This window comes from Proteus sp. G3927 (assembly GCF_963894685.1).
Lineage (GTDB): Bacteria > Pseudomonadota > Gammaproteobacteria > Enterobacterales > Enterobacteriaceae > Proteus > Proteus mirabilis.
In genome coordinates, this window is the sequence record NZ_CAWQGX010000011.1 from 26187 (window position 1) to 52231 (window position 26045).

22 protein-coding genes and 2 pseudogenes are annotated in these 26045 nt (G+C 36.8%); 10 read left to right on the forward strand and 14 right to left on the reverse strand.

Annotated features, from left to right (window positions below; all coding sequences use genetic code 11):
* Nucleotides 1-34 precede the first annotated feature (34 nt).
* From AACV00_RS03715 to AACV00_RS03725, 3 genes and pseudogenes are all read right to left on the reverse strand, one after another.
* A pseudogene (locus tag AACV00_RS03715) lies at nucleotides 35-349 on the reverse strand (oxidoreductase); the annotation flags it as partial.
* A gap of 747 nt (nucleotides 350-1096) precedes the next feature.
* Nucleotides 1097-1798 (reverse strand): ArsR/SmtB family transcription factor, encoded by a 702-nt coding sequence (locus AACV00_RS03720; protein ID WP_004242979.1) that lies wholly within the window; start codon nucleotides 1796-1798, stop codon nucleotides 1097-1099.
* Nucleotides 1799-1831: 33 nt separating this feature from the next.
* Nucleotides 1832-2150, reverse strand: a pseudogene (locus tag AACV00_RS03725) (antibiotic biosynthesis monooxygenase family protein).
* 221 nt (nucleotides 2151-2371) lie between these two features.
* Between AACV00_RS03725 and AACV00_RS03730 the strand changes: the two are divergent.
* Together AACV00_RS03730 and AACV00_RS03735 are read left to right on the forward strand one after the other, a co-directional pair.
* Complete coding sequence (locus tag AACV00_RS03730; protein ID WP_104731647.1) at nucleotides 2372-3439, forward strand: alpha/beta hydrolase family protein; 1068 nt, start codon at nucleotides 2372-2374, stop codon at nucleotides 3437-3439.
* A 104-nt stretch (nucleotides 3440-3543) separates the two neighbouring features.
* On the forward strand, nucleotides 3544-3828 hold the full coding sequence (locus tag AACV00_RS03735; protein WP_004242975.1) for a VF530 family protein: 285 nt from the start codon (nucleotides 3544-3546) through the stop codon (nucleotides 3826-3828).
* A gap of 12 nt (nucleotides 3829-3840) precedes the next feature.
* Here AACV00_RS03735 and AACV00_RS03740 read toward each other — a convergent pair whose 3' ends face one another.
* A complete protein-coding gene (locus tag AACV00_RS03740; RefSeq protein ID WP_004242974.1) occupies nucleotides 3841-5010 on the reverse strand; it encodes a XylR family transcriptional regulator in 1170 nt (389 codons plus the stop codon).
* A gap of 188 nt (nucleotides 5011-5198) precedes the next feature.
* Here AACV00_RS03740 and AACV00_RS03745 point away from each other — a divergent pair, with 188 nt between their 5' ends.
* The 4 genes from AACV00_RS03745 (at nucleotide 5199) to xylB (ending at nucleotide 10710) form a co-directional block, all read left to right on the forward strand.
* Entirely contained in the window at nucleotides 5199-6368 is a 1170-nt protein-coding gene (locus AACV00_RS03745) for a MalY/PatB family protein (protein ID WP_012367936.1), read from the forward strand.
* A gap of 6 nt (nucleotides 6369-6374) precedes the next feature.
* Nucleotides 6375-7850: a Na+/H+ antiporter NhaC gene (nhaC, locus tag AACV00_RS03750; RefSeq protein ID WP_161679978.1), complete on the forward strand. Its 1476-nt coding sequence runs from the start codon at nucleotides 6375-6377 to the stop codon at nucleotides 7848-7850.
* 10 nt (nucleotides 7851-7860) lie between these two features.
* Nucleotides 7861-9177, forward strand: coding sequence for a xylose isomerase (xylA, locus tag AACV00_RS03755; protein ID WP_036908018.1), 1317 nt, complete (start codon nucleotides 7861-7863; stop codon nucleotides 9175-9177).
* Between the two features lie 78 nt (nucleotides 9178-9255).
* Nucleotides 9256-10710, forward strand: coding sequence for a xylulokinase (gene xylB, locus AACV00_RS03760; RefSeq protein ID WP_004248082.1), 1455 nt, complete (start codon nucleotides 9256-9258; stop codon nucleotides 10708-10710).
* A gap of 61 nt (nucleotides 10711-10771) precedes the next feature.
* Here the strand turns inward: xylB and AACV00_RS03765 are convergent, their stop codons facing one another.
* The 9 genes from AACV00_RS03765 to AACV00_RS03805 form a co-directional block, all read right to left on the reverse strand.
* Nucleotides 10772-11371: a LysE family translocator gene (locus AACV00_RS03765; protein WP_012367932.1), complete on the reverse strand. Its 600-nt coding sequence runs from the start codon at nucleotides 11369-11371 to the stop codon at nucleotides 10772-10774.
* 359 nt (nucleotides 11372-11730) lie between these two features.
* Entirely contained in the window at nucleotides 11731-11994 is a 264-nt protein-coding gene (locus AACV00_RS03770) for a DUF3811 domain-containing protein (protein WP_004242966.1), read from the reverse strand.
* Nucleotides 11995-12166: 172 nt separating this feature from the next.
* Nucleotides 12167-13192 (reverse strand): threonine aldolase family protein, encoded by a 1026-nt coding sequence (locus AACV00_RS03775; RefSeq protein WP_004242965.1) that lies wholly within the window; start codon nucleotides 13190-13192, stop codon nucleotides 12167-12169.
* A 137-nt stretch (nucleotides 13193-13329) separates the two neighbouring features.
* A complete protein-coding gene (gene yegD, locus AACV00_RS03780) occupies nucleotides 13330-14682 on the reverse strand; it encodes a molecular chaperone (RefSeq protein ID WP_004251172.1) in 1353 nt (450 codons plus the stop codon).
* A 91-nt stretch (nucleotides 14683-14773) separates the two neighbouring features.
* A complete protein-coding gene (locus AACV00_RS03785; RefSeq protein WP_004242961.1) occupies nucleotides 14774-15172 on the reverse strand; it encodes a DUF6122 family protein in 399 nt (132 codons plus the stop codon).
* A 57-nt stretch (nucleotides 15173-15229) separates the two neighbouring features.
* Nucleotides 15230-16705, reverse strand: a complete 1476-nt coding sequence (locus AACV00_RS03790) for a TolC family protein (protein WP_004242959.1) — start codon at nucleotides 16703-16705, stop codon at nucleotides 15230-15232.
* On the reverse strand, nucleotides 16702-18558 hold the full coding sequence (locus AACV00_RS03795) for an FUSC family protein (RefSeq protein ID WP_104731645.1): 1857 nt from the start codon (nucleotides 18556-18558) through the stop codon (nucleotides 16702-16704). The genes AACV00_RS03790 and AACV00_RS03795 overlap by 4 nt, the downstream gene beginning before the upstream one ends.
* Nucleotides 18545-19585, reverse strand: coding sequence for a multidrug transporter subunit MdtN (mdtN, locus tag AACV00_RS03800; protein WP_004242957.1), 1041 nt, complete (start codon nucleotides 19583-19585; stop codon nucleotides 18545-18547). The genes AACV00_RS03795 and mdtN overlap by 14 nt, the downstream gene beginning before the upstream one ends.
* A gap of 3 nt (nucleotides 19586-19588) precedes the next feature.
* Nucleotides 19589-19870, reverse strand: coding sequence for a YtcA family lipoprotein (locus AACV00_RS03805; protein ID WP_004242955.1), 282 nt, complete (start codon nucleotides 19868-19870; stop codon nucleotides 19589-19591).
* A 303-nt stretch (nucleotides 19871-20173) separates the two neighbouring features.
* Between AACV00_RS03805 and mnmH the strand changes: the two genes are divergently transcribed.
* Nucleotides 20174-21262 (forward strand): tRNA 2-selenouridine(34) synthase MnmH, encoded by a 1089-nt coding sequence (mnmH, locus tag AACV00_RS03810; protein WP_023843561.1) that lies wholly within the window; start codon nucleotides 20174-20176, stop codon nucleotides 21260-21262.
* Between the two features lie 201 nt (nucleotides 21263-21463).
* On the opposite strand, the gene AACV00_RS03815 is transcribed toward mnmH, so the two are convergent.
* Nucleotides 21464-22870: an MFS transporter gene (locus AACV00_RS03815; RefSeq protein WP_020945657.1), complete on the reverse strand. Its 1407-nt coding sequence runs from the start codon at nucleotides 22868-22870 to the stop codon at nucleotides 21464-21466.
* 92 nt (nucleotides 22871-22962) lie between these two features.
* On the opposite strand from AACV00_RS03815, the gene AACV00_RS03820 reads away from it, so the two are divergent.
* The 3 genes from AACV00_RS03820 (at nucleotide 22963) to yidZ (ending at nucleotide 26028) form a co-directional block, all read left to right on the forward strand.
* Entirely contained in the window at nucleotides 22963-23754 is a 792-nt protein-coding gene (locus tag AACV00_RS03820; RefSeq protein ID WP_004248073.1) for a helix-turn-helix transcriptional regulator, read from the forward strand.
* Nucleotides 23755-23879: 125 nt separating this feature from the next.
* Entirely contained in the window at nucleotides 23880-25064 is a 1185-nt protein-coding gene (locus AACV00_RS03825) for an MFS transporter (protein ID WP_020945656.1), read from the forward strand.
* Nucleotides 25057-26028 (forward strand): HTH-type transcriptional regulator YidZ, encoded by a 972-nt coding sequence (gene yidZ / locus AACV00_RS03830; protein WP_049210325.1) that lies wholly within the window; start codon nucleotides 25057-25059, stop codon nucleotides 26026-26028. The genes AACV00_RS03825 and yidZ overlap by 8 nt, the downstream gene beginning before the upstream one ends.
* The last annotated feature ends 17 nt before the right edge of the window (nucleotides 26029-26045 follow it).

The window sequence follows — 26045 nt, forward strand, 5'->3', positions numbered from 1 at the left end:
TTATTTAATATATTATTTTATCAATAACGAATTGTTATAAAAGAAATGGATAGTCAGTATAACCTTCTGCGCCTCCACCGTAGAAACTTGCAGGGCGTTGTGGATTAAGCTCAGCGTTCTGCTGAAGCCTAGCAACTAAATCTGGATTCGCAATAAAATCGCGGCCAAATGCAACTGCATCAATTAAGCCTTTTCCTATCAATGATGCTGCTTTTTCTGTGGTGTAAGCTCCCGCGCCAATAATCACTCCACTGAAACGCTCACGAACTTTTTGACGAAAATCCTCTGTGTAAGGTTGCCCTCCAGCCCAATCAGGTTCAGACATGTGGATATAGGCTATCGTTTGGCGTAAGCATTAACTCATCATGCCGAACGATGAATGGTCGCTGGATGCTTCCTTTTAATGATTTAGCGCTTCAAAGCCCTATTGACTCAGATACGTGTTAAGAATTTAATAACTCCACTTCTAGCCAATCTGAGAATTTTAATGGGATACTCGATACAAAATTTACGTATAGATAAGAAATATAGACTGACTTTAATTATCAGCAAACTTTGGAGAAAATATTCTGAAGTAGAACGAGGAATCATTTCAGGTGCGTATTAATAAGAACTCCCTAATACCATATATATCAATATTTATCAGTGTGCTTTTTTATTATGCTGAAATGGCTCATCAGCTTTTTTTTAATATATTTTCGCATGCGACGAATGCCATAGCATTATTAGATCATATTAATATTATAAGTCACTACTACCTTGTCTATCTGATTGTTATAACACCTGTGTTTGTTTTTTTTAATGGAAAAATGAATTCACTATATAAGTGTTTGTTTTATTTTGTTTTTCCTTATTTTTTATCTCTATTTGCATGGTATACACATATCTACTTCGATTTACCCAAAAATTCTAACTTAGGAAGTGGGACATTACTTGGTGAATTTGGCTACATAACAGTGACTATCTATATCATATACGGTTCATTCTTAATCCCATTAATTGCATGTTTGTGTGAGATTTTTATTCGATTACTCTATCGATATCTATACAGGTTTTATTAATAACTAATCTGTGCACGATATCCCCTACATCTAGATCATATTGTTATATTAAAATATTGGGCAAAAGCTTTATTGCCCTTTTCATTAATCGTCACTTCTCTATATCCTTGGTGGCGTTTTATCCAACCTTGTGTCTGTGCATGATTAAGTAATGCACTGCCAATTTGTCCACCTAGATGAAAACGCCTTTCACTCCAATCTAAACAAGGACAACAAATATTGCGCGAATGTTTTGCTTGGAAATTAAGTCCCATCAATTTAAAGCGTTTATCTCCGAATTCAGTTATTTCTGTTCCATCTTTTGTTATCCATTCTTCTTGGCAAAGTACCTGATAAATTTTAACGGCAATTTCACCGGCTAAATGGTTATAGCATGTACGTGCTTTTCTTAAATGTTCTGGGGTGGTAATTTTTGCTTGTGATACATGAACTGTTGAGAAGCTCATCAAATTTTCAATAACTTTTGCTATATCATCACTAGCTAATCGAAAATAGCGATATTTACCACGAGAGATCACAGAAATAAGGCCGCTACTGAGTAATTTTGATAAATGGCTACTTGTGGTAGATGCGGAGATATCCGCAGCAATGCTCAACTCGGTGGCTGTCCACGCCCTTCCATCCATCAAAGCACAGAGTATTTTTACTCTGGAAATATCCGCAATAGCGGCTCCAACCGCGGCTATTGCTGACTCCAAAGTATGCTCATATTCCGTTTTTGTTTTGTAATTATTCATCTTATAACGGCTCTATTGTCCAGTACGGTGCAATTACGTGTGAGTACTTGTAAACTCATAACAACGTTCTAGTTTAACTATACTTATTTTATAAAAATCAAAAATGCTCTTTTTACCTTCCTGCTGTGCTTTGCTGTGCAAAATATTATTTTTCCATTGCAGTATAGCATCTTCATTTTTCCACCAAGAAAGCGATAATAGCTTTCTTTCCTTCCGTCGCTAGGCTTTGAAAGCGCTCGATAGATATAAATCCATCAATGTTGTTTAGTAATGGTCTTAGTTGCGATGCTAAAGATAAATATTGCCCCTGCTTACTTGTGGCTATTTGAACTTCAAAAATAACAGCGATCATTTTATTCTCCTTGTTAAGAATAAGCAGGATAACAAGGAAAATAATAAACGTTTCGATACCTATTGAAATGTTACTCCGTACTGAATGTAGAGTAGAAATGATGTTAGTATCTTTATTAAGCAATGATATCTTTAAAAGCACTTGTTACTTGTTATATTTATAACAAAAAATGTAGTATTATCAGATTTTTATGTGCAAAAACATAACGTAAGAGAAAAATAATGAAAGTTCATTATGCTGTAGGTAAATATATAATTGCTATATTTATTCTATTACTGCTTGTTATCACCACCCTATTATTTTTTACAAGCCATATTCAAGACTTTGACTATGAAAACAAAGATCAAGAAGAATTAAGTTTTGTATCTCAAGGAAACCGGCTATCAGGAACTCTTCTTACTCCTCAACATAAGACTCCGTCAGCGGTTATCGTGATTATTCATGGTGATGGGCCTCAAGATCGTTATTCAAATGGTGGCTACAACCCTCTGTTCAATACATTTTTGGATGCAAATATCGCGATATTCTCGTGGGATAAAGCAGGCATTGGTGATAGTCAAGGAAACTGGCTACATCAATCAATGGAAGCTCGAGCTGAAGAAGCGGTAGCAGCATTAAAATTAATGCAACTTCGTTATCCCGAAGTTCAAGTCGGTTTTTTAGGGTTTTCTCAAGCAGGATGGGTTATTCCTATCGCCGCTAGTCAATCACAACCAGCTTTTTCTGTGATTATTGGTGGTGCTGTCAATTGGCGAGAACAAGGACAATATTATCAAAAATTGCGTTATGAACAGCAAGGAAAAACACCGGATGAAATTATACAATTGCTGGCAAAAGAACAAAAAGAAAATGATGATATTTTTGGACTACATGGTACAAAAGATCGCTCTCGTCGCAATGATATGAGTGAAGATCGATTTAATTTTGTTGTTAAAAATTACTTAAGTGATTCATCAAGTTATTTAAGAAAAATGAATGGTCGTATATTAGCGGTATGGGGAAATAATGACTTAAACGTTAATGCTCAGCTTAATGCTTGTCGCTATCGTGCAATATTAAATACTCATCATCAAGCTGATATTGTTGTTTTCCCTCATGCTAGTCATGGATTACTCCGTGTGCCAGAATTTAATTACCAATTAGAAAGTGATTGGCCAATATACCGTCAATTACAATTTCTGTGGGCTGGTCGTAAAGCTTACACTGAAGGTTCGTTACTGCTTATTATCGATTGGATAAAAAATAAAAATCCGGATTTCTCTCCCTATAATATGGATTGTAATTTATGATTTTTAACCATAATAACAATATAGATGGCTTTATACTTTGGTTGTCTCTTGTGTTACTTTCTTGTACTCTGCTACGCTTTATTATCAACCTATTTGAGTAAACTATGACAGAAGCTCGTTCTAAAGATCCACTACACGGTATCACGCTTGAAATGCAAGTTAATGCGTTAGTGGCTAAATATGGTTGGGTTAAATTAAGCCAACTAATCAAAATTAACTGTTTTAGAAACGAGCCAAGTGTAAAGTCGAGTTTGAAATTTTTGCGCAGAACTCCTTGGGCGCGCTCTGAGGTAGAAGCACTATATCTAAATCTTGTTGAAGAAAACCTTGATGATACAATCAATTATTCTGAAAGTGATCCTTGGGCAAATAGTCGCTATAAAAAATAATTGTTATTTTTATCAATTCTCATCTCTAAAATCCTTTGGTGTCATGCCAAACTCTTTTTTAAAAATAGAGTAAAAATATTGTAACGACGGATAGCCACACATCAAAGAAATCTCTTGTATTGATAATGTTGTTGTGGCTAATAAGTTTTTCGCCCTTTTCAGCTTCTCTTCATAAATCACGGCATGGATAGTCTTCCCTACTTCTTTCTTAAAACGCTGTTCTAAATTAGAACGCGACATATTTACAGCGTCTAACACTTGCTCAGTTTTTATTCCTTTACAAGCATTGTAATAAATATAGTGCATTGCTTGTACAACGGTAGGATCACTAAATGAATGAAAGTCTGTTGAGCGACGTTCAATGATTTTTACTGGAGGAACTAATATTCTTGGTAGTTGTTCGGTTGGATGCCCTTCTAATATTTGATGCAGAAGCTTCGCGGCTAAATATCCCATTTGTCGTGAACCTTGTACTACAGAAGATAACGCTATACGTGATAAATAACGTGTCATATCTTCATCATCAATGCCTATAATACTGATTTCTTCAGGCACATTAATATTTAAGTTATCACAGACTTGTAGTAAATGACGCGCTCTGGCATCGGTGACGGCAATAATACCAGTTTGTGGTGGCAACGTTTGTATCCAGTCAGATAAACGATTCTGTGCATGTTGCCAATTCTCTTGTGTGATATCCATACCGTTATAAATGATGCCTGGGTATTTTTCGCGAGTAACTAATTGCCGGAATGCATATTCTCTCTCATTAGACCAATGCGGGTAGTTTTTTGCCGGTAATCCATAAAAAGCAAAATGTTTAAGCCCTTTTTGCTTTAAATGTAAAAAAGCTTGATGAATCAATTGGTAATTATCAGTAGCAATATACGGCACAGAAGGATAATCTTTTGCTTGATGATAAGAGCCACCGACACCAATAACAGATAAGGGTGATTGGCTTAAATGTTGAGTAATAATGGGATCGTCAAAGTCTGCAATAATGCCGTCACAAACCCAATGATTAATATTATCAAGGCGAGTGCGGAAATCTTCTTCAATAAATACATCCCAATGGCACTGTGACGCCTGCAAGTATTCACCTACCCCTTCAACAACTTGTCGGTCATAGACTTTATTAGCGTTGAATAACAGCACGATACGAAAATATTTATCTTTTTTCATATTAGATCACCCACTCTTCCATGTTGGCCATTAAACCACAGCTTTGTATTTGCCAGCATTCTCCTTCGTGGCTATGTGATTACTATCACACAAGTCAGATTTCGTAATAGCAAAGTAAAAAATAGGAATAACCAAGAGTAAGTACAACGAGTATTTTGTTGTTAAACCACATTGCCGAGGGGATTTTCATGAATCAGAATAACTTTAATAAATTAATTTCTAGGCAAAATACCTACAGTGCTAAATGGTGCAACAGTAACGCCAATGTTATTCCATTATCGGTTGCCGATATGGATATTTCTGCACCAGATTTTATTATTAACAAACTCAGTCAGTTTAATTTAACCGGTATTTATGGCTATACCGATCTTAGTTCTGATTGGAATAATGTTGCGGTAAATTGGTTTAAATCTCAATATGCTTGGCATGTTACACCTGAATCTGTAGTGTTTTGCCCTCGCATTATCCAAGCCGTCTCTCTCTATATTCAAAATTTTACTCAAATTGGCGATAAAGTGACAACCTTGTCACCTGCTTATCATCCTATTAGCAATACAGTTTGTGTAAATCATCGCCAGCTACTAGAAAGCCCATTAATTTATCATAATGGGTGCTATGAAATAGATTTTGACGATTTAGAAGATAAATTTAAACAATCTGTCTGTTTTATATTGCTCTCTCCCCATAATCCAACCGGAACAGTATGGCAACAAGCTGATTTATTAAAAATTGCTAAACTTGCTGAAAAATATAAAGTTTTTATTATTTCTGATGACGTTCATGCTGATTTTGTTTTTGATAATGCCATTTATCGTCCTATATCAACTTTAAGTAGCTATGTAGAGCAACACTCTTTTATTTGCACATCACCGGCTAAAACCTTCAATTTAGCGGGGCTTGAAATAGCCAATATTGTGATTGCTAATCCAGAATATCGTGAGAAATTTAAACAATGCTTAATTGCCGCAGGTATTCATAATCCTGGTTACTTCTCTGTCCCTGCTTTCTTACAAGCTTATACCTTACAAGGTCAACAATGGATCAAGGAGCTTAAACATTACCTTGCTGAAAACAGGCAGTGGGTAAAAGAGCAATGTGCACGTTATTTTCCTGATTGGGTTATCACTCAAAGCCATGGCACCTACATGCTATGGATCAATTATCAAAAAATGCAGTTAACCGAACAACAATTAAAGCATTGGTTTGTTTCATTAGCCGAAGTAGAAATGAGTTGGGGAAGCGGTTTTGGTGCGGCTGGGGATGGTTTTTTCCGCATTAATATTGCTACACCTCGTTCAATATTAGAAACCGTTTTTACTCGGCTTATTCGTACCTCACCTCACGCCAGTTTGGAATAAATTACAATGAAAACGCAAACGATAAATAATCCGAGAACCCCTACACTTCTCGAGTCACTGTTTCCTATATTTACAATGGTGGTGCTATTAGGCGGAGGTTACGCCGCTTTTGATTTACCTCCCGAACCACTAATGGTGTTATCAACCGTCGTCGCGGCATTATTAGTTAAACGATTAGGCTATCGTTACGACGAAATCTTAACGGCTATCTCACAAAAAATCGCCAAAACGATGCCGGCTTTGCTGATCTTAATTAGCGTTGGTTTATTAATCGGGACATGGATGGTGGGAGGAACCATTCCACTGATGATCTACTATGGATTAAAGATGATCAGTCCTGAAATGCTATATGTTACAGCACTGCTAGTGACATCATTAGTATCAGTTTGTACTGGTACTTCATGGGGCTCGGCGGGCACTATTGGCGTCGCTTTTATGGGCGTTGCTGTCGGTATGGAGGCTAATCTTGCAGCAACTGCGGGTGCCGTTGTTGCTGGTGCTTACTTTGGTGACAAACTCTCACCGCTATCAGGGGATACTAACCTCGCTGCAATGGCGGCCAGAATAGATCTTTATCAACATATCTGTCACCTGCTTTATACCACATTACCTTCCTTGATCCTCACAGCGATTATCATGACTGTCTATGGTATGAATGGCGATTTAGCAGGACAAGGAGTGCCTGAAAAAGTTACCTTAATTACCAATGGGTTGGAGAATATTTATCACTTCAACTTGATCCTGTTTATTCCTGTATTAGTCATTTTATATGGTTCGGTCACGAAAAAACCGACTATTCCAGTTATGCTGGCCTCTGCCGCTATTGCGATGTTGAATGCTTATCTTATTCAAGGATTTGGCTTACATGATATCGTAAAAAGTGCCGTTGATGGCTTTAATGTCTCCATGATCCAAGGTAAAGAAGTACCTGAATTATTAGGTAATTTATTAAATCGTGGTGGTATGAACTCCATGATGAGCACCCTACTTATTTGTTTCTGCGCACTCTCCTTTGCGGGAACTCTATCTTTAAGCGGTGCATTAGAAGTGATAGTTCATGCACTGCTAAAAATGGTGCATTCAACGGGATCGATGATCTTAGCGACTATTGCTTGTGGACTGACCATGATTGGTGTTACTTGCAATGGACAAATCTCTATTCTTATTCCTATCGAAATGTTACGTGGTGCGTATATTGAACGCGGTTTACACCCTAAAAACCTTGCTCGTACCGTTGAAGATTCCGCCACTATTTTTGAGCCTATCTTACCTTGGACTGCTGCCGGCGCTTATATGGCGGGCACATTAGGTGTTGCAACCCTAAGTTATTTACCTTGGGCTGTATTGTGCTGGAGTGGCATCTTCTTTGCCATGTTATGGGGTTTCACCGGTTTTGGCATTGCTAAATTAACACCAGAAGAGCAGGAAGAAATGACTGCTGAGCTTGGATCACATTCAGAATTACAACTTGATACTAAATAAGGACGGTTCCATGTCTTACTTTGATAAAATTGAACAAATTCAATATGAAGGTACCACCAGCGATAACCCTCTCGCTTTTCGCTACTATAATCCAGATGAAATTATTTTAGGGAAAAGAATGGAAGATCATCTGCGATTTGCTGCCTGCTATTGGCATAACTTCTGCTGGAATGGTTCGGATATGTTTGGTATTGGTACGTTTGATAGACCTTGGCAGACACCGGGAGAAGCACTAGAACAAGCAAAGCGTAAAGCGGATGTTGCTTTTGAATTTTTCCATAAACTCAATGTACCTTTTTACTGTTTTCATGATGTTGATGTTATCTCTGAAGGAAATAGCATTAATGAATATATCACCAATATGGCAGCAATAACTGAGGTATTAGCGCAAAAACAGCAAGAAACGGGCGTTAAATTATTATGGGGAACTGCAAATTGTTTTACTCATCCTCGTTACGGAGCTGGTGCCGCAACAAATCCTGATCCAGAAGTATTTGCTTGGGCGGCAACTCAAGTTTGTGAAGCGATGAAAGCAACAAAAACGCTGGGAGGCGAAAACTATGTGTTATGGGGAGGCCGCGAAGGTTACGAAACATTATTAAATACAGATTTACGCCAAGAGCGGGAACAAATTGGTCGTTTTATGCAGATGGTTGTTGAGCATAAACATAAAATTGGATTCCAAGGTACACTGCTCATCGAGCCGAAGCCACAAGAGCCAACTAAGCATCAATATGATTATGATACTGCGACAGTTTATGGTTTCTTAAAACAATTTGGTTTAGAAAAAGAAGTTAAAGTGAACATAGAAGCTAACCATGCAACTTTAGCGGGTCACAGTTTCCATCATGAAATCGCCACAGCTATTGCATTAGGTATTTTAGGCTCAGTCGATGCTAACCGAGGTGATCCACAATTAGGTTGGGACACAGACCAATTCCCCAATAGTGTAGAAGAAAATGCATTAGTTATGTATGAAATTCTCAAATCCGGTGGTTTTACGACTGGTGGATTAAACTTTGATGCCAAAGTACGTCGTCAAAGTAATGATAAATACGATCTTTTCTATGGGCATATATCCGGAATGGACACCATGGCAATGGCATTACGTATTGCAGCAAGAATGATCCAAGACGGTGGACTTGATAAATTTATTGCTCAACGTTATGCGGGATGGAGTGCCGAACTTGGCCAAAATATCCTACAAGGTAAATTAAGTCTTGAAGAAGTGGCAAAATATGCACAAAGCAATACCTTAACGCCCCGCTTACAAAGCGGGCGTCAAGAGATGCTAGAGAGTTTAGTGAATCGTTATATTTTTGGTTAAGGGTATAAAAAGATAAACACAGCAGAGTAGCGCTGTGTTTATTGATTTAATTAACATAAGATCATGGGGTAAAACGTCATGTATTTAGGGCTAGACTTAGGCACATCAAGTGTTAAAGCGATCATCATGAATGAGCAAGGTGATGTCGTTGCCAGTCATTCTATACCTTTAACCCTCTCACGCCCTCATCCTCAATGGTCAGAGCAAGATCCACAAGCATGGTGGCAGGCAACTGATGAAGCGATAAAACAACTTAGTCGTACTCAACCTATGGAACAGATCCAAGCCATTGGTCTCAGTGGTCAAATGCATGGCGCGGTATTACTTGATGCGCAGCAAAATATATTACGCCCTGCTATTTTATGGAACGACGGCCGCAGTGTTAAACAGTGTTTACGACTGGCAAAGCAGTACCCTCAATTTAAAGAAATTACGGGCAATTTAGTTATGCCTGGGTTTACAGCGCCTAAATTGCAATGGGTCGCAGAAAACGAAGCGGAGATCTTTTGTCAGATTGCTCATGTGCTATTACCAAAAGATTTTCTACGTTGGAAAATGAGTGGTAATTTTGCCAGTGATATGTCGGATGCGGCGGGTACACTGTGGTTGGATATGCAAAAACGCGATTGGAGTGATGAATTATTAGCGGCAACGGGGCTTTCTCGATGTCAAATGCCGACACTATTTGAAGGTAACCAGATAACGGGTTACTTACTGCCAGAAATTGCTAAAAAATGGCAAATGAAACAAGTACCGATTATAGCGGGCGGTGGTGATAATGCAGCGGGTGCAATTGGTGTAGGAGTATATCAACCGGGTCAAGGAATGCTCTCTTTGGGCACATCCGGTGTCTATTTTGTTGTCAGTGAAAAGTTTCTCCAAAACAGTGACAATGCGGTACATAGTTTTTGCCATGCATTGCCACAAACTTGGCACTTAATGTCGGTAATATTAAGTGCGGCTTCTTGTCTAGATTGGGTATGCCAATTAACGGGGATCAGTGATGTTGGTGCAATGTTTAAAGAAATAGAACAGCATGCACATTCTGATAGTTCCCTACTCTTTTTGCCTTATCTTTCTGGTGAACGGACACCTTATAACAATGCGGATGCCAAAGGCGTATTTTGGGGGTTAACTCACCAACATCAGCGTGCGGATTTATGTCGAGCGGTGTTAGAAGGTGTTAGTTTTGCGTTGAGGCAAGGAATTGAAGTAGCGGATAAGGCTGGACAACATGCAGACAATATAACGTTAATTGGTGGAGGGGCAAGAAGTGAATATTGGCGACAATTACTAGCTGATATTACAGGAAAAACCTTGGATTATCGTCAAGGTGGTGATGTTGGTCCTGCACTGGGAGCTGCTAGACTGGCGCAATTAGCGATAAATCCGGCTCATTTATCACAAATTATTCTTTCTCAGCCAAAACTTGAAACACGTCATGTTCCCAATTTAGAAAAACATAAGGCATATCAAGATAAATATAATGCCTTTAAAAAGCTCTACACACTTATTGAAACAATGAAAATATAAAACAATATTGCGTTAACATCAGGGTTATACAAAGGGCGAGATGATACTTGCCCTTTTCTATTTATTGGAATAATACAGAAATAGCACTTAATGCTAATAAACCACCCATAATAAAATTAAATAGCCTTAATATTTTGGGATTTTTTAATCGCTCTCGTAAGCTATGACCAAAAGTGGCCCATATAGCAACACAAGGAAAATTAATTAATGTGAAAATAATAGCAACTAACAACATTGAAATATAAGGATATTGTGGTGAGGTATATAATGTTATCCCTGAAATCGCCATCATCCATGATTTAGGATTAATCCATTGAAATAATGCAGCCTCTAACAAGGTTAACGGTGAGCCTTGTTTATTACTATTTTGCTCAACAGAATGACTAATTGCCGTTTTCCAAGCTAACCACAATAAATACAGCGCTCCGAGATATTTTAATATATTGTAAATAATGGGCGATGATTTAATAAGTGCTCCTATGCCTATCCCCACAGCCAATAACATCACAAAAAAACCGAGAGACACACCGATAGCATGAGGCATTGTACGCTTTAAGCCAAAGTTAATACCTGATGCTAGAAGCATAATATTATTCGGGCCTGGTGTAATTGAAGTAACAAATGAAAATATGGCTAATGATAAAAAAATGTCGAAAGTCATATATAAAATTCTAATCAATAAATAATGAATAAGGAGATATTAAATTGCCTTTTCTTTTTTTATTTACCAACTAGTGCTTAATTTTATAGGAATGGTAATACTTAGCGCTAGAGAAATTCATTATTTTAGGAATTTGTCTATCCATATGGATAAGTTTCAGCTTTTATTCTATTATATGGAATTTTCTACGGTATGATAAGTTAAAATAACGATATTATATAATAAGGTAATTGAAGGTGACTTATTACTAGAAGATATAACCTGCCCTACAAATATATTATTCTGATACCTTTCAAGAAAATATAACTATTAGCCCTAATAAATATATTGATATATTAGGGCTAATATAATAGCTATTGCTAACGATACCCGCGACGATGGTTTTGGGCAGACCAGCTATAGGTTTCATCACTAGAGACTAATTTCTGTTTTTTCTTCTGGGAAAGGGCTTTTTTGCTGGCTTTTTCTACTTCGAGGGAGATTTCGGTAATAATAGCATCTTTCACTTTATTCATTTCGGCGTTAGTTAATTCACGCCCCAATTTCTTTCTCTCTTGACCGATTCTGGTTCTAACGCGCATCTGTTGGGCATCTGTCATCTCTTGAAGAGTCAGCTTTTTCATACAATCACACCCTGTATTGAGAAAGGAGTCTTTAATATAACATCATTTCAACGACTCACAATCAATCAATTGCCTTTTTTGATAGTAAAACGCGATCGAGATAGATATTACGCGCTTATTACACGCGTAATATCATAAAGTGAGTGAAGGATTAAACTAACAGATAGACCGATTAAATAAGTTTAAGAAATTTAACTTTAAAATCATCAATATCTTGTTGTGTTGTTGCCCAAGAAGTACAAAGGCGCAAACAGCTTAGCTGTGGATCGTCAAGTAATATGCGATGAAAAACAAACTGCTGCGTTAGCTTTTCTGCAATATCATTAGGTAAAATGACAAACACTTGGTTAGATTCTGGTGGTGCTAAAAAATCAAAACCATGCTCAGTAAAGAATGCGGCTAATTGTGAGGCCATCTCATTGAGATGTTTACCTAATTTAAAGTAGAGGTCGTCGCTAAATAATGCCGCGAATTGTGCCCCTAATAACCAACCTTTTGCCTGTAATCCGCCCTTTTGTTTTAAGCTAAAGCGAAAATCAGAATTTAATGCAGGATGACAAATCACTAATGCTTCTGCTGACATAGCACCAATTTTCGTGCCGCCAATATAGAAAGCATCAGTTAAGTGTGCGATATCTTCAATCGTTAGATCGCTGTTATCAGACATCAACCCTGTCGCTAAACGTGCACCATCAAGATATAACCATAAATTATGTGCATCACAAAATTCGCGTAATGCTTGTAATTCGGCTTTACGATATACCGTACCAATTTCAGTGGCATTGGTTATATAAACAAGTTTAGGTTGCACCCAATGTTCATCGTTATGTTCAGCGAGGATCGGCTTCAATAAATCTGGGGTCAATTTACCATCAGCAGAAAAAGTGGTGATCACTTTATGGCCTGTTGCCTCAATCGCTCCCGTCTCATGAGTCGCAATATGCCCGGTGCTGACAGAAATTACTGCTTGATGTGGGCGTAAAAAGTGAGAAATAGCGGTTAAATTAGTGATAGTGCCACCATTAAAAAAATGGATCTGCGCTTCGGGTTGTTTAATTCGCTGTTTGATTAATTCTTTAGCTTGATGACAAAGGGTATCCATACCATAACCATCATAACGTTGACCTACTGTATCTGTAATTGCCTTCATGACCGCAGGATGTGCAATTTCATTATAATCATTTTGGAAGCGGTACACGTGTACTCCTATTTATGTTGTGTTTGGTCTGTCTATTATAGATAAAAGAAAAGCATATGGCCTTTAATTGACAAATTATCAAATAAACACCACATGCTGAGTCTAATATATTTAAAAATAGAGCGATTTAAAACCGCCTATTTAAAACAAACTTCACCCCAACGGGCTAACCCTGCGGTTACTGAGCCGAAATCATTACCTTTTACAATAGGCACATTAGGTAACTGTTGCTCGATAGCTTGACATAAAATCGGTGAACGCGCAGAGCCTCCGGTCATAAACACCACATCAGGTACTACGCCCCCTTGTTGTACGGCATCATTGACCAAATCAATCATCTTATCTTTAGGGGAGCCAATGGCTTCAACCATTTGCTGGCGAGTGATATTGGTTTCTAATGTTTCGCTTAATAACGCGATGCTGGCTAAATAGGTATGGCAATCTGATAATGCCATTTTCGCCTCTTCCGCTTTGCGGACAATGCCATATCCTAGTGTTTCATTATAGACTTCAATTAAGCGTTTTATCTTTTCTGGCTCTTGAGCATCACGACGTAGTTGATTTAATGCCGCTAAATTTTGTTGAGAATAAAAATCTTTTTGTGCTTCAACATTATTGATGGCAATAGGATCCCAAAATTGTTTTAGCGGTAATTTTATGCCCGATGAAGTTAGCCCTGTCATGCCAAATAAAGGCATTAGCTGTTTAAAAGCTAGATAAATATCAAGATCATTACCACCCACACGTTGTCCACTATGCGCTAATAGTGTACTGGCACGATCGGTTTTACCCCGATAGCTAGGGCCCATTTGAATCAATGAGCAGTCCGTTGTACCACCACCAATATCAACTACCAAGACTGTTTGGTCTTTGGTTAATGTGGATTCATATTCTAAACCAGCGGCTACCGGTTCAAATTCAAATAAAACCTGTTTAAAGCCGGCTCGTTTAGCTGCATTAATTAAAATACGCTCGGCTTGCTTATTGGCAGCCTCTCCCCCTAACCCATTAAAGTTAATAGGTTTACCAATCATGGCATCAGTAATGGTTGTTTGTGTGCTTTTTTCCGCTTGTTGTTTTATATTGGCCATCATGGCGCACACTAAATCTTCAAAAAAGCTGATTTGTATCTCATGTAAGCCTGAGGCACCAAGAAAAGATTTAGGCGATTTGACGTAATAAACATCACGGGGATCTTTTAGATACAAACTTAATGCTGCCTGACCGAAAACAATATCCTCAGGCACTAATTCAATATCTTCATCACGATTAAACGCGATTGATTTTCTTAATAGTTGTTCGCCAATAGAGTTGGTAGGTTTAATATTTAAGTGGCGAAATAAATGTTCGGAAACAGATTCACGGGTTGGCGCACAAAGAGTAGATGGAATATAAACATTCTCACCTTCTAAAGGTAATAGCGTTGGTTTCCCCTCTTTCATTATTGCCACAGAACAATTTGATGTTCCATAGTCAAAGCCAATAAACATATCGCCTCCCAGCTAGACTTCGTTAAAAAAAAGACTGAGCACTCTACATCAAGCTTATTGTAATTACTACCAGATTGTGGTGTTTTGTCTTTTAATATTCGAATGGCGTTTCTGGCGAATAAAGTTTATTACAGCTTATTGTTATAGCCATATCAGGTTTTAAACCACCTAAATAACAATCAACAGAATCGGTTAATAGATGAAATAAGCACCCAACGGCAATGGCTTTCCATTTCCAAGAAGGAATAAACCATAAAACGATATAGACAATGGCAGCCCATAGAGTATGCAATGGATGAAAACCAACACTGCAACGATTGGGATCAAAGATTGGCGTTGCAAACAAATGGTCAATGTCTATTGCCATCGTACTCATCATAAGAAGCGCAGCAAGCCGCCAGTTTTTACCCCAAAATAGATAAGCGAGTGCTATTGGCGCTAAAAAATGTAAACCATAATGTATTATTGTTCTGGCGATTTCAAAGATCACAAACGTCTCTATTGCACTGTTATTTGATAGGCAGCCCTTTTTATAAGGTGATTATCTCTATTTATCAAGGTGTATATTAGGTAAGCCCTGATCAATATCCCCTAAAGCAAAGGCTAAATCTACTGCGGCAATTAATGAGCCTGTATAAGCATCTATATGTGAGAGTTGCGCATTTAATAGTGCAATTTCTGCAGTATTAATCTCCGTTACTGTACCTAGTCCATTGTTAAAAAAATCGACACTGGCGGTATAACTTAATTGTGCGGTATCAACGAGATTTTTAGCCGCTTTGTTTGCTTCAAGGGCCGATCTTAATGCATTCTCACTGAGAGAGATCTCTTTGATTGCCGTATCTTGACTTTTGCGCAAATTTTCTTGTGCTAATTGGATATCTGATTGAGCATTGCTCATTCGCGACTGACGCATGCCCCCTTCATATAAGGGAATACTCACGCCAATTAAAATATTCGACGATGAAGTTCGTTGGCTAATTTCAGGTAACCCTTGAACATCAAAATGCCCCGAACCACCAGCAAGAGCACCGGCGAGATACACTTTAGGAAAATAGTCAGATTCAACAGAGCGTGCCGTTTTTAATGCCGCTTGCTCTAATTCATAGTGAGCTAAAATATCAGGGCGTTGTGATAACGCTTTTTTTATCACATCGTGAGTCAATGGGGAAATATCATCAGGTAAGCGCGCGTCATTATCATAATTCACTTTTATCTTTTCAAAGGGAGAGACACCTATTGCAGACAGTAATAACTGATATTGATCTTTTTCATGACCTTTAGCTAACACATGTTGTAATTCTACTTGGGCAACTTGTTGTTTGGCTAAAGCAACATCTAATACGGTTGCTAATCCCCGCGCACGTTTTTGCTCTATGGCATATAAAATATCTTTGCTTCTTTGCAGTGCCTCTTGGGTAAGAGTGACTTTTTTAAGGGCCGCACCATAACTAAAATAGGCAACAGAAACATCATGAATTATTTTTTGATGCATCAGATTAAAATTAAGGTTTGTTGCCAAAGAAGCATGTTTAGCAGCATCGGCTAAAGCTCCTCGTTTACCGAAGTCAAAAATAAGCCATCTAAAGGTTAATGCTGGAATAAAAGCACTGTTTGATGTTTTAATATCATCAACAATTGGATTGGCGGGTAAATCTACTTTTCCTCTTTGATAACCTGCCAATGCCGTTGCGGTAATAATTGGTAAATAAGTACTTTCTACCATACCAATATCGGTGGCTGATTTTTTCGCTAATAACCAAGCAATCCGTGTTTCAGGATTATTTTGCTGACCAAGATCGATAAGCTCGGCCAATCCATAGCTCGTTTTAGTGGTTTGCTCTTGCTGAGGTGTGGCGAGGTATTGCTCAGAAGCTGCCATATAGTTTGTATTATTATAAGGCATCGGTTGTTGTGCTGAGTATTTCCCATAATCGCTAGTATCAATACATCCAACAAGTAATAAACTTAACCACGATGATAGAATATATTTTTTATGATTAATGGCCGATTTTATCATCATCTATTTTCTCTTATTAACTGTTTAAATACTTGTTCTCTTTCATTGATGGGCAACATTTTTATTTCTTCAGTTAAGACATTTTTCTTAAAATCATCTGGAGATAAAGGCAGTGTATCGGAATACTCACCATTATCATCAAAAATAAACCTATCAGCATAACTATGGCGACTAATGTAAGAAATCTTGCTTAATGACTGTTTAAAAAACAAGGTGAATACTTTGTTTCTTTCTTTATCTTTTCTCTCAAACAGCAGTAAATCAATATTATCTTTAGATTGTGCAATAGTCTCATTAATAGAGGCGACTAAATCTAAACACTCACTTTTATTGGCAGAGCATCTTAACTTTGTATAGTCATCTAAAATCGTGGCGAGCTGTTTGTATATTGTATTGACGATACTCGCGGGCCAGACTCGAGTAAAAATGACATACATAACAATATTGCCTAATAAAATACCCAAAATACGGTCGGAAACCACATCCATATCAAAACTCGGTTTAAAGCCATGTAGTGTCGTTAGCAAAAAGGCTAACCCTACTTGTACGCCAGCATAAGAGATACGTTCATTACCGGCGGCAACCCAGGCTGCAGGTAAAAGACAGAAGAAGATCAATACCATCAACTGAAAAATATCAGAAATATTAGGAATAATATAAAGCAGTGAGATCATGCCAATTAATGCGCCAATCAGACACCCTATTATTCTTAGTGTAAGTTTATGAACCGTTTCGCCCACTGAAGTAAGTGCAACCACATAGCAAGTGATCATCGCTGTATGGATACCTTGCCATTTAAAATAATCATAAAACAAATAACATAAAATAGCGGCAAGAGTTGTTTTAATAGCAAAGTATTTATGATTAGGATTACTAAATGCATCGCTTACAAAAAAGGGTGTGGCTTTTTTAATGGGTTTAGTGGTTCGTTTTGTTAGCAAAATAGTATTAAATTTATCCAATAAAGCGATTCTCTTTATTGGCTGAAAACGTTGCACACTATCTTTAATGTTATCTAACGAGTGATTGGCAAAACAGTCCGCAATATATTTACATCTTTTCGCTAACATAAAACGTAATGATGTTGGGGTATTGTCATCCACTGTTATTGACATAACCAATATTGCATAGGAGTTATCAACCATGTTTTCTAACCATTGGATATCTTCTTTACCTAATAGATAAAGGATTTTCATAACCATCAAATAACGTTGGCATTCTGCTTGTGTTCCTAGTATTTCACTCAGCGTTATCTGGTTAGTTTTTTTCCCTAAGAAAAAATCATGGGCTGCCATAAAGCGCGTTGAAATTTTATTAAGCAGTAATTTCCGTGGGCTAATACCAAAAAAATAATTGAATATAATCACCAATAGCATCGGCGAAACGGCCATTAATAATGCATAAAGCAATCCTCTGGTTGCAGCATCACCAAATGGGATATCTTCAATTAGCGTCATTAAAAAGGCGATCACCAAAGCAACTAAATTACCTATATCACCGAGACTACTTGCTGAAGCTAAATACATAAAAATGGCTGAGAAAAAAGCCATAAAAAAGAAGCGTAAAATAATATTTTGAATAGTGAGATTAAACAGTACTAACGCCACACCAACCACAATGGAGCATAAAATAATGACCCCAAGGGAGAGTAATATATTTTGTACTGCATCCGCTTTAATCAAATAGATAATTAAATAACAGCTGATTGCTGATTCAGGGATTTCATAAACCATAGCGATCACGGCCATTAAGGCACACAGTAACGCTATGCGCCACGTAGTGGCGAATCGATAGTCAAAAGGTAATAAATCTTGTTTGACTTGTTTTGCTATCAGCGAAGATTTAACAGTCATCATCGTTAGGTACAATATTTACAGTAGCAGTGGCACCGATGCGCATGAGTGCTTCTGGTGGTTCAGTAATAATGACTTTGACAGGAAAACGCTGCTCAACCCGAACCCAATTTAATGATTTAGGTACATAAGGTAAGTCTCTTGGAATATTAATCAGATCGGTCGACATGACTCCCCGACTAATTCCTTCAACTTTACCTTTAATGGGGTGTTGATTATCAATCATGGAGTAAATCACCACACAGCTACCAATTTTTATATTATTTAAATCTGTCTCTTTAAAATAGGCCGAAGCAAACCAAGTATCAGAGTCAATTAAGGTAAAAACAGATTGCCCTGACAAAATAAATTCACCGGGAGATAAAACGACCCCTGCGATATATCCATTACTTGGCGCCCTTACCTCAGTATTACTTAACTCCCACTCTGCCATGGCAAGCGATGTTTTTAATGACTTGACTAATGCTTCTTCTGAATCGGTATTATTAATAAGTGCTTCAGATGCCACATTCTGTTTCTGTGCTTGTTTTAATGTCACTTCAGCATCATGTTTTAACGTCCGAGCATCATCGACTTGTTGTGCTGTGACAAAGCCTTTTGCTAATAAAGGTTCTAATCGATTTAATGATTGTGTGGCTAATGATAAATTGACCTGCGCACGTTTTATTTGCTCTTGTGCCACTTCTGAATTGGATGTTTCCGCAATAATAATACGTTGCTTATTGCTTAATGTCGCTTGTGCAATCTGTAGTTGCTCTTTTGCTTGCTCTACCCTGAGTGCGTACATTGTGGGATCAAGTGTAAACAGTAAATCGCCTTTTTTGACTTTACTATTTTCTTTGACATAAACAGCAGCAATGCGTCCAGGCACCGAGGCTGAGATATTAATTTTATTTGCATCAATGATGGCATCTTCACTAAGAGGATTTAATGCCGATATATGAATACTTTGCCATAATAAAATGAGCGTTATCAAAAAAACAATAATGGTGATCACGCGTGCTAGGCTTTTTTTAATTTTTTTATCCATAGTTTAATAAGTAAAATAAAGTAAGGAGATAGTTAAAGAAATTGATAACATAATCGCAAAATAAAATAACAAAGGTACTGGCAATTTATCATCAATTCCCCAGTAGATAAGTAAAACCCGTAGACAAAAAGCACCTAATAGGCCAATAAATGTACATAACATCCAATAGGGAAAATAAGCACCTAGCATAGGAATAAAAGGAGAATGCCCTTGTGAACAGCCCGTCAACAATACAGTCATCACAGTTAAGCTGATAATTCGATGATGTTTTTTTATTAAGTTCAAGGTAATACACCTATCATTTTATGATTAAATCCATTCATAGCTATCAATACTATAATATTTTTAGTTGTAATAAAGTGACTTATATTATTTTGCTAAAAATAGCATAAGGTTATTGTAGTTGAATTATTTATGATCAATTCAATTTTCTTTATTTTAAATACGCTTTTCAAAATAATGCCGCAGTGCTGGTTAAATAGAGTTTGATTTTATTACTCACAAAAACATGCTCTGTGTGTGCTATTAGGTAATTTTAAGAGTATAGTAGACAATCTTTCTGCCTGTTTAGATATTATAGTTTTTATTATGGAATCAACGCTTTCTGCTCAAAATATACGCCAACTCCTTGCCAATGAAACACCAATTATTGATGTTCGTGCGCCAATTGAATTCAATCAAGGAGCGATGCCCAACGCAATAAATCTACCTTTAATGAATAATGAAGAGCGTGCGGCTGTAGGGACTTGCTACAAACAACATGGCTCTCAAAAAGCGGTAGAGTTGGGGCATCAATTAGTTAAAGGCGAGATAAAAGCACATCGTGTTGCTGCTTGGCGTGAGGCTTGCGAGCGTTTTCCTTCTGGATTTATTTGCTGTGCTCGTGGCGGTATGCGTTCACACATTGTTCAAAAATGGTTAGCTGAAATAGGCATCGATTATCCTTTAATTGAAGGTGGATATAAAGCGTTAAGACAAGCGACAATCGAAATGACCAATGAGCTAGTACAACGCCCTATTATCTTAATTGGTGGTTGTACAGGTAATGGTAAAACAACCTTAGTACGCTCTTTACCAGAGGGAATTGATTTAGAAGGATTCGCTCATCATCGAGGCTCCTCATTTGGTCGCACTGTTGAGGCTCAGTTTGCTCAAGCGACTTTCGAAAACTACCTTGCTGTCGATATGTTAAAAAAATCCCCCTATCATTCGCGCTGGGTACTCGAAGACGAAGGCCGTGCTATTGGTGCTAATGGTTTACCGGAAAGCTTGCGTATACAAATGGCAACAGCCCATTTGGTTGTGGTGGATGATCCATTTGAGCGGCGTATGGCAAGACTCAAAGAAGAATATTTTGATCGTATGACTCATGACTTTATTGAAGCGTATGGTGAAGAAAAAGGTTGGCAAGAATACAGTGATTATTTGCATCATGGATTGTATGCTATTCGACGTCGATTAGGTGCTCAAAGAGCCGCGGAGTTAACCCAATTACTTGATAATGCTTTAGCCGCACAAAAAATAAGTGCGAATACAGAAGTGCATTTTTCATGGTTATCGCCTTTACTAAAAGAATATTACGATCCTATGTATCGTTACCAGTTAAGTAAAAAACAAGATAAAATTATCTATACGGGTAGCTATGAAGAAGTTGAACAATGGTTTGCTAACCATTAACTCCTTAGATTTTCTGTACTAAAATAAAGCCCCCAATAGATATTGGGGGTTAATTATTTTTGTTAAAAAAGCACTATTTTCTCTAAATCAAAAGAGTTAACTGACAATTAATATTCTTAGTTCTACGACTATTCACTTCTTTTACACAAACAGTAAAATAACCAAATAGTTCTGTTAAAACGTATAACAAGATGACTAACTTTATAACGTATTCTTATGGTTTGTTATTTTTTTCAAGAAAAAAGCCGCACATATAGCCATTATAAAATTAAACAACATACTAAAACTAAACGCTATCTTATAATGTTCAATTATATTCGTTGATATAACCTGTGTGAGGCTAAATTGCAAAATGATGGAAACAGATGTTACCCCTATAGCAGCCCCAATTTGTTGTAATGTTGCCGTTAATCCGGAAGCAATCCCTACAAGTTCAGGCTTCACTTTTTCTAACACTAAATTCAGCATAGGAGTCATAATCATGCCTTGTGTAAAGCCAACTAACAATAAGAAAGGAATAATTAATGTAGTGTTCTTAGGGGTAATCAAATAATAGACGCCTAAAATAAGCAAAATATAGCTGAAGGCATAACAGACTGCGCCCCAATAGATAACATGTTCGCCAATACTTTTGATCCACTTCGGTGTGAATAAAGAGGAAAGTATAAAACCGATACTTGCAGGAACAAACATTAAGCCAGAATCAAAAACCGTACGATTAAACCCACTTTGTAATAATATCGACATTATCATAGGAAAAGCAGATGATGTTGAATAAACAAAAACAACAATAATGAGCCCAATAACATATTGATGATTAGTAAAGAGTATCAGATCAAATAGAGGTTGCTTCCCTTGGTATTTTAATTTTTTTTCATAACAAAAAAATAGTATTAATAGACTTATTCCAACAAGAAAAAATAATGAACTAAACCATTGCCAGTGCCAGATAGGAAGCATCAACAATGGTAATAACGTAAATGATATACTAAGTGTAGATAAAATGACTCCTCCTATATCCAATTTGATATGATCGGATAATTCATTTTGGGTAAGATAGCGCGAAAAAAATAATGCGATCACACCAATAAAAAGATTTATCAAAAAAATAGTACGCCACGCTAACCCAAATATATTTAATGATATTAATAATCCACCTAAGGCTTGCCCTGCTATAGCGGCAGCACCTAACGTCATACCAAGTAAGCCGAATACTTTTTTGGCTTGTGAACTATCAAAATTAAGGCGAATACTTGAATATACTTGAGGGAATAACAAGGCTGCAGTTAGTCCTTGAAAACAACGGGCAATAACAAGTAAAACAGCACTTGGAGAAATTGCACATAATACAGATGATAACGTAAAGCCAAACATTCCAAAGCGATAGAGTGTTCGACGTCCATAAATATCACCTAATCGTCCACCTGTGATTAATAGCAAGCCAAATGCTAATTCGTATCCGACAATAATCAATGTGAGTTCGGTGAGTGTGGCGTTAAGTGTTTGTTCAATATTAACTATAGCGACATTAACGACAAATAGATCAAAGATAGTAACGAATCCAGCTAATAATAAAACAAATAAAGCGATACGTTGTTGTTTGCTCATTTCTTATCTCAATGATGAAAAAATAAGACTATAATAAGTTGTTTATCCTGATACAATTTAACCATTTATACTATTACTAAAAGCAATAGCCTATGACAGAAAGAAAAAGAACACGCCCCGAGCTTGCTGATTTTTTACGTACTAAAAGACAAAGTATTTCACCTGAGTCAGTTGGTTTACCTGGTACAGGGCGTCGACGCACTCCTGGTTTGCGCCGAGAGGAAGTGGCTGCACTCTCTGGTGTCGGATTAACTTGGTATACATGGCTTGAACAAGGGCGGGATATTGGAGTATCAAGTCAATTTCTAGATAATTTAGCGACAGCTTTACACTTAAATAGCGCGGAAAGGCAGCATCTTTACTTATTATCACATATGAGAGAGCCGACAGAAACCGGCATAGTGGAATACCAAGTTCCTGATACGATTTTAAAAATTTTAGCTGACTTTCCACCAGAATATATTTGCTATGTTTTAAATCTACACTGGGATGTTTTAGCTTATAATCAAAAAGCAGATCTATACTTCCATTTTTCGGACTACTGTACTGAAAATCGTAATTATCTCTATTTGTTATTTATGGATCCTAGATACAAAACACGCATCAATGATTGGGAGCATACAGCGGATAGATTACTTGCTAGTTTCCGGCGTGACCATGCAAGAGCTAAAAATGATCCAAATATTCGTAAGCTAATTGCTAAATTAAACTGTTCATCACCAGAATTTAAGCATATGTGGGAAAAACATGAGATCTACCCTCCCTGTGATGGAGTAAGAACATTAAATTTTGCTGGTAAAAACGAGCGTTATGAATACACCTCATTAGCATTTGATTTAGAAAAATATAATCGAATTTTAGTGTATATCCCTAAAGATAAGTAGAAAATAAAGGATATAAAAACTAAAAGCATGCTTATTTCCATTATGGAAATAAGCGATTGCTCTTTTATCATTAGGTTTTATTTTTTTTAGTTACTAGAATGCCACTTTCTAAAACGAGGTGGTTTATGACTAAATATGTTATTTTTAGTTTTTTTTTAGTATTGATTTATCCTCTTGGTGTTGATCTATACTTAACTGGATTAACAGCAATTGCTAGCGATTTAAATGCTTCTGAAGTGACATTACACCATGCATTTTCAATTTATTTGATGGGAATGGTGTCATCCATGTTAATTGCTGGATGGTGCAGTGACAATTTAGGTCGTAAGCCTGTTATTTTATTTGGTACTCTGATTTTTTTCTTCGCGTCATTAAGTGCTGGGCTTTCGATAACGGAAAAACAGTTCTTGATTTCACGATTTTTTCAAGGTAGTGGCTCAGGTTTTTGTTACGTTGTTACTTTTGCGATATTAAGAGACACATTAACAGAACAACAACGTGCTAAAGTACTTTCTATGATAAATGGTATTACTTGCATTATTCCGGTATTAGCTCCTGTTCTAGGCTTTATTATTTTATTATATTGCGAATGGTCAATGATGTTCTATCTTATGGGGGCTTATTCCCTATTGGTTTTTATCTTTTGTTTTTTGGGGATAAAAGAGACCTACCATAAAAAAGAAATTAAAAATAAAAAAGTAAATCTATCTGTAATAAAACCAACAACAGACTCTTTTTTCACTCGCTATTTTTTAAGTCGTTTACTTATTTCCTGCTTAGGAATGGCCGTTATTCTTACTTATGTCAATATTTCCCCTATTGTAGTGATGCAACAAATGAATTATTCAACAGGAGAGTATTCAATATTAATGACATCATTAGCAATGATAAGTATGACCATTTCTTTTTTAATGCCAAAAATATTAATGAAATACCGCTATAAGCATATTTTATCAGTAGGGTTTATATGTTTTGGAATAGGTATTATTTTCCTTTTTATAGGGAAAAAGAGTGACATGCGTTGGTTTTTTATTACCTTTGCATTATGCGGCTCAGGATTTGCGTTATTATTTGGGATTATTATGAGCCAAGCACTTTCTCCCTTTAGCCAACGAGCCGGCGTTGCGAGCTCTGTGCTGGGTATTTCACAATTAAGTTTTTCTTCACTTTATATTTGGGTAATGGGGTGGATTGAAGTATCCTCAATAAATATGTTGGTGGTTATTTTATTTATCAGTTGTATTGTAGGTACTCTTTTTCTATGCTTTCCTCGGTTCACAGAACAAAAAAAGGTTAAATATAATGTCTAACAAACCATTACATAGAATTGATTTGAATTTGTTAGTCATATTTCAAATTCTTTTACAGGAGCGCAGTGTCACCTTGGCCGCTAAGTGGTTATCCATTTCTCCTTCTGCTGTGAGTAAAGCATTAGCCAAATTAAGGATATGGTTTGATGATCCTCTTTTTATCCGTAGTCCACAAGGGTTGATCCCAACACCATTATCGTTAAGTATTGAAGATTCTTTATCTGATTTTATTAATATTAGCCACCATATAGCCAATAAACGTAATACAGAAGTTCCTGTTGGACTTAAATTTAATTTAGTTTTAGAAACACCGTTACATCAGGTCATGTTACCTTCTTTACCACAACAAATATTATCTCATTACCCAAAATCCACACTTCAGATAAAAAATTGGGAATATAATTCCCTTTCTAATATTATTGATGGAGAAGTTGATATTGGGCTTGTTGGACGTGAATACTATTCACGCTCAAAAGAGTTATTAGAGCTACTTCCTGATGTGATTGATTATGAAATATTATTTGATGATATCCCACTCGTTTATCTACACAAAAATCATCCGTTAATGAAAATGAAGTGGGATCTTAATAATTTTTTATCGTTTTCTCAGGTGAGTACAGAATATGACAAACAAAGTCATTGGGCTTTGGATAATATCTTAAAAGAAATGAACAAAAGTCGTCAGATAGCAATTACTTATACTTCTTTTGAGCAATCTCTTTTTATGATATCTCAACCTGACCATCAATTAATTACTTGTGCACCAGGATATTGTCGTTATTATGTAAAAACACATTTTCCCGATATTGTAACATTACCTATCCCTCTCCCCCCTGTGTTTTTAGAACAGCTTCATCTACCTTTTGTTTTGTTATGGCATAAGCGTAATAGCCATAATACAAAAATTATATGGCTAAGAAATACAATAAGAAAAAGTATTAACCAACAAATCTCCGATATCTGATAGTTTAAAATAAAAAA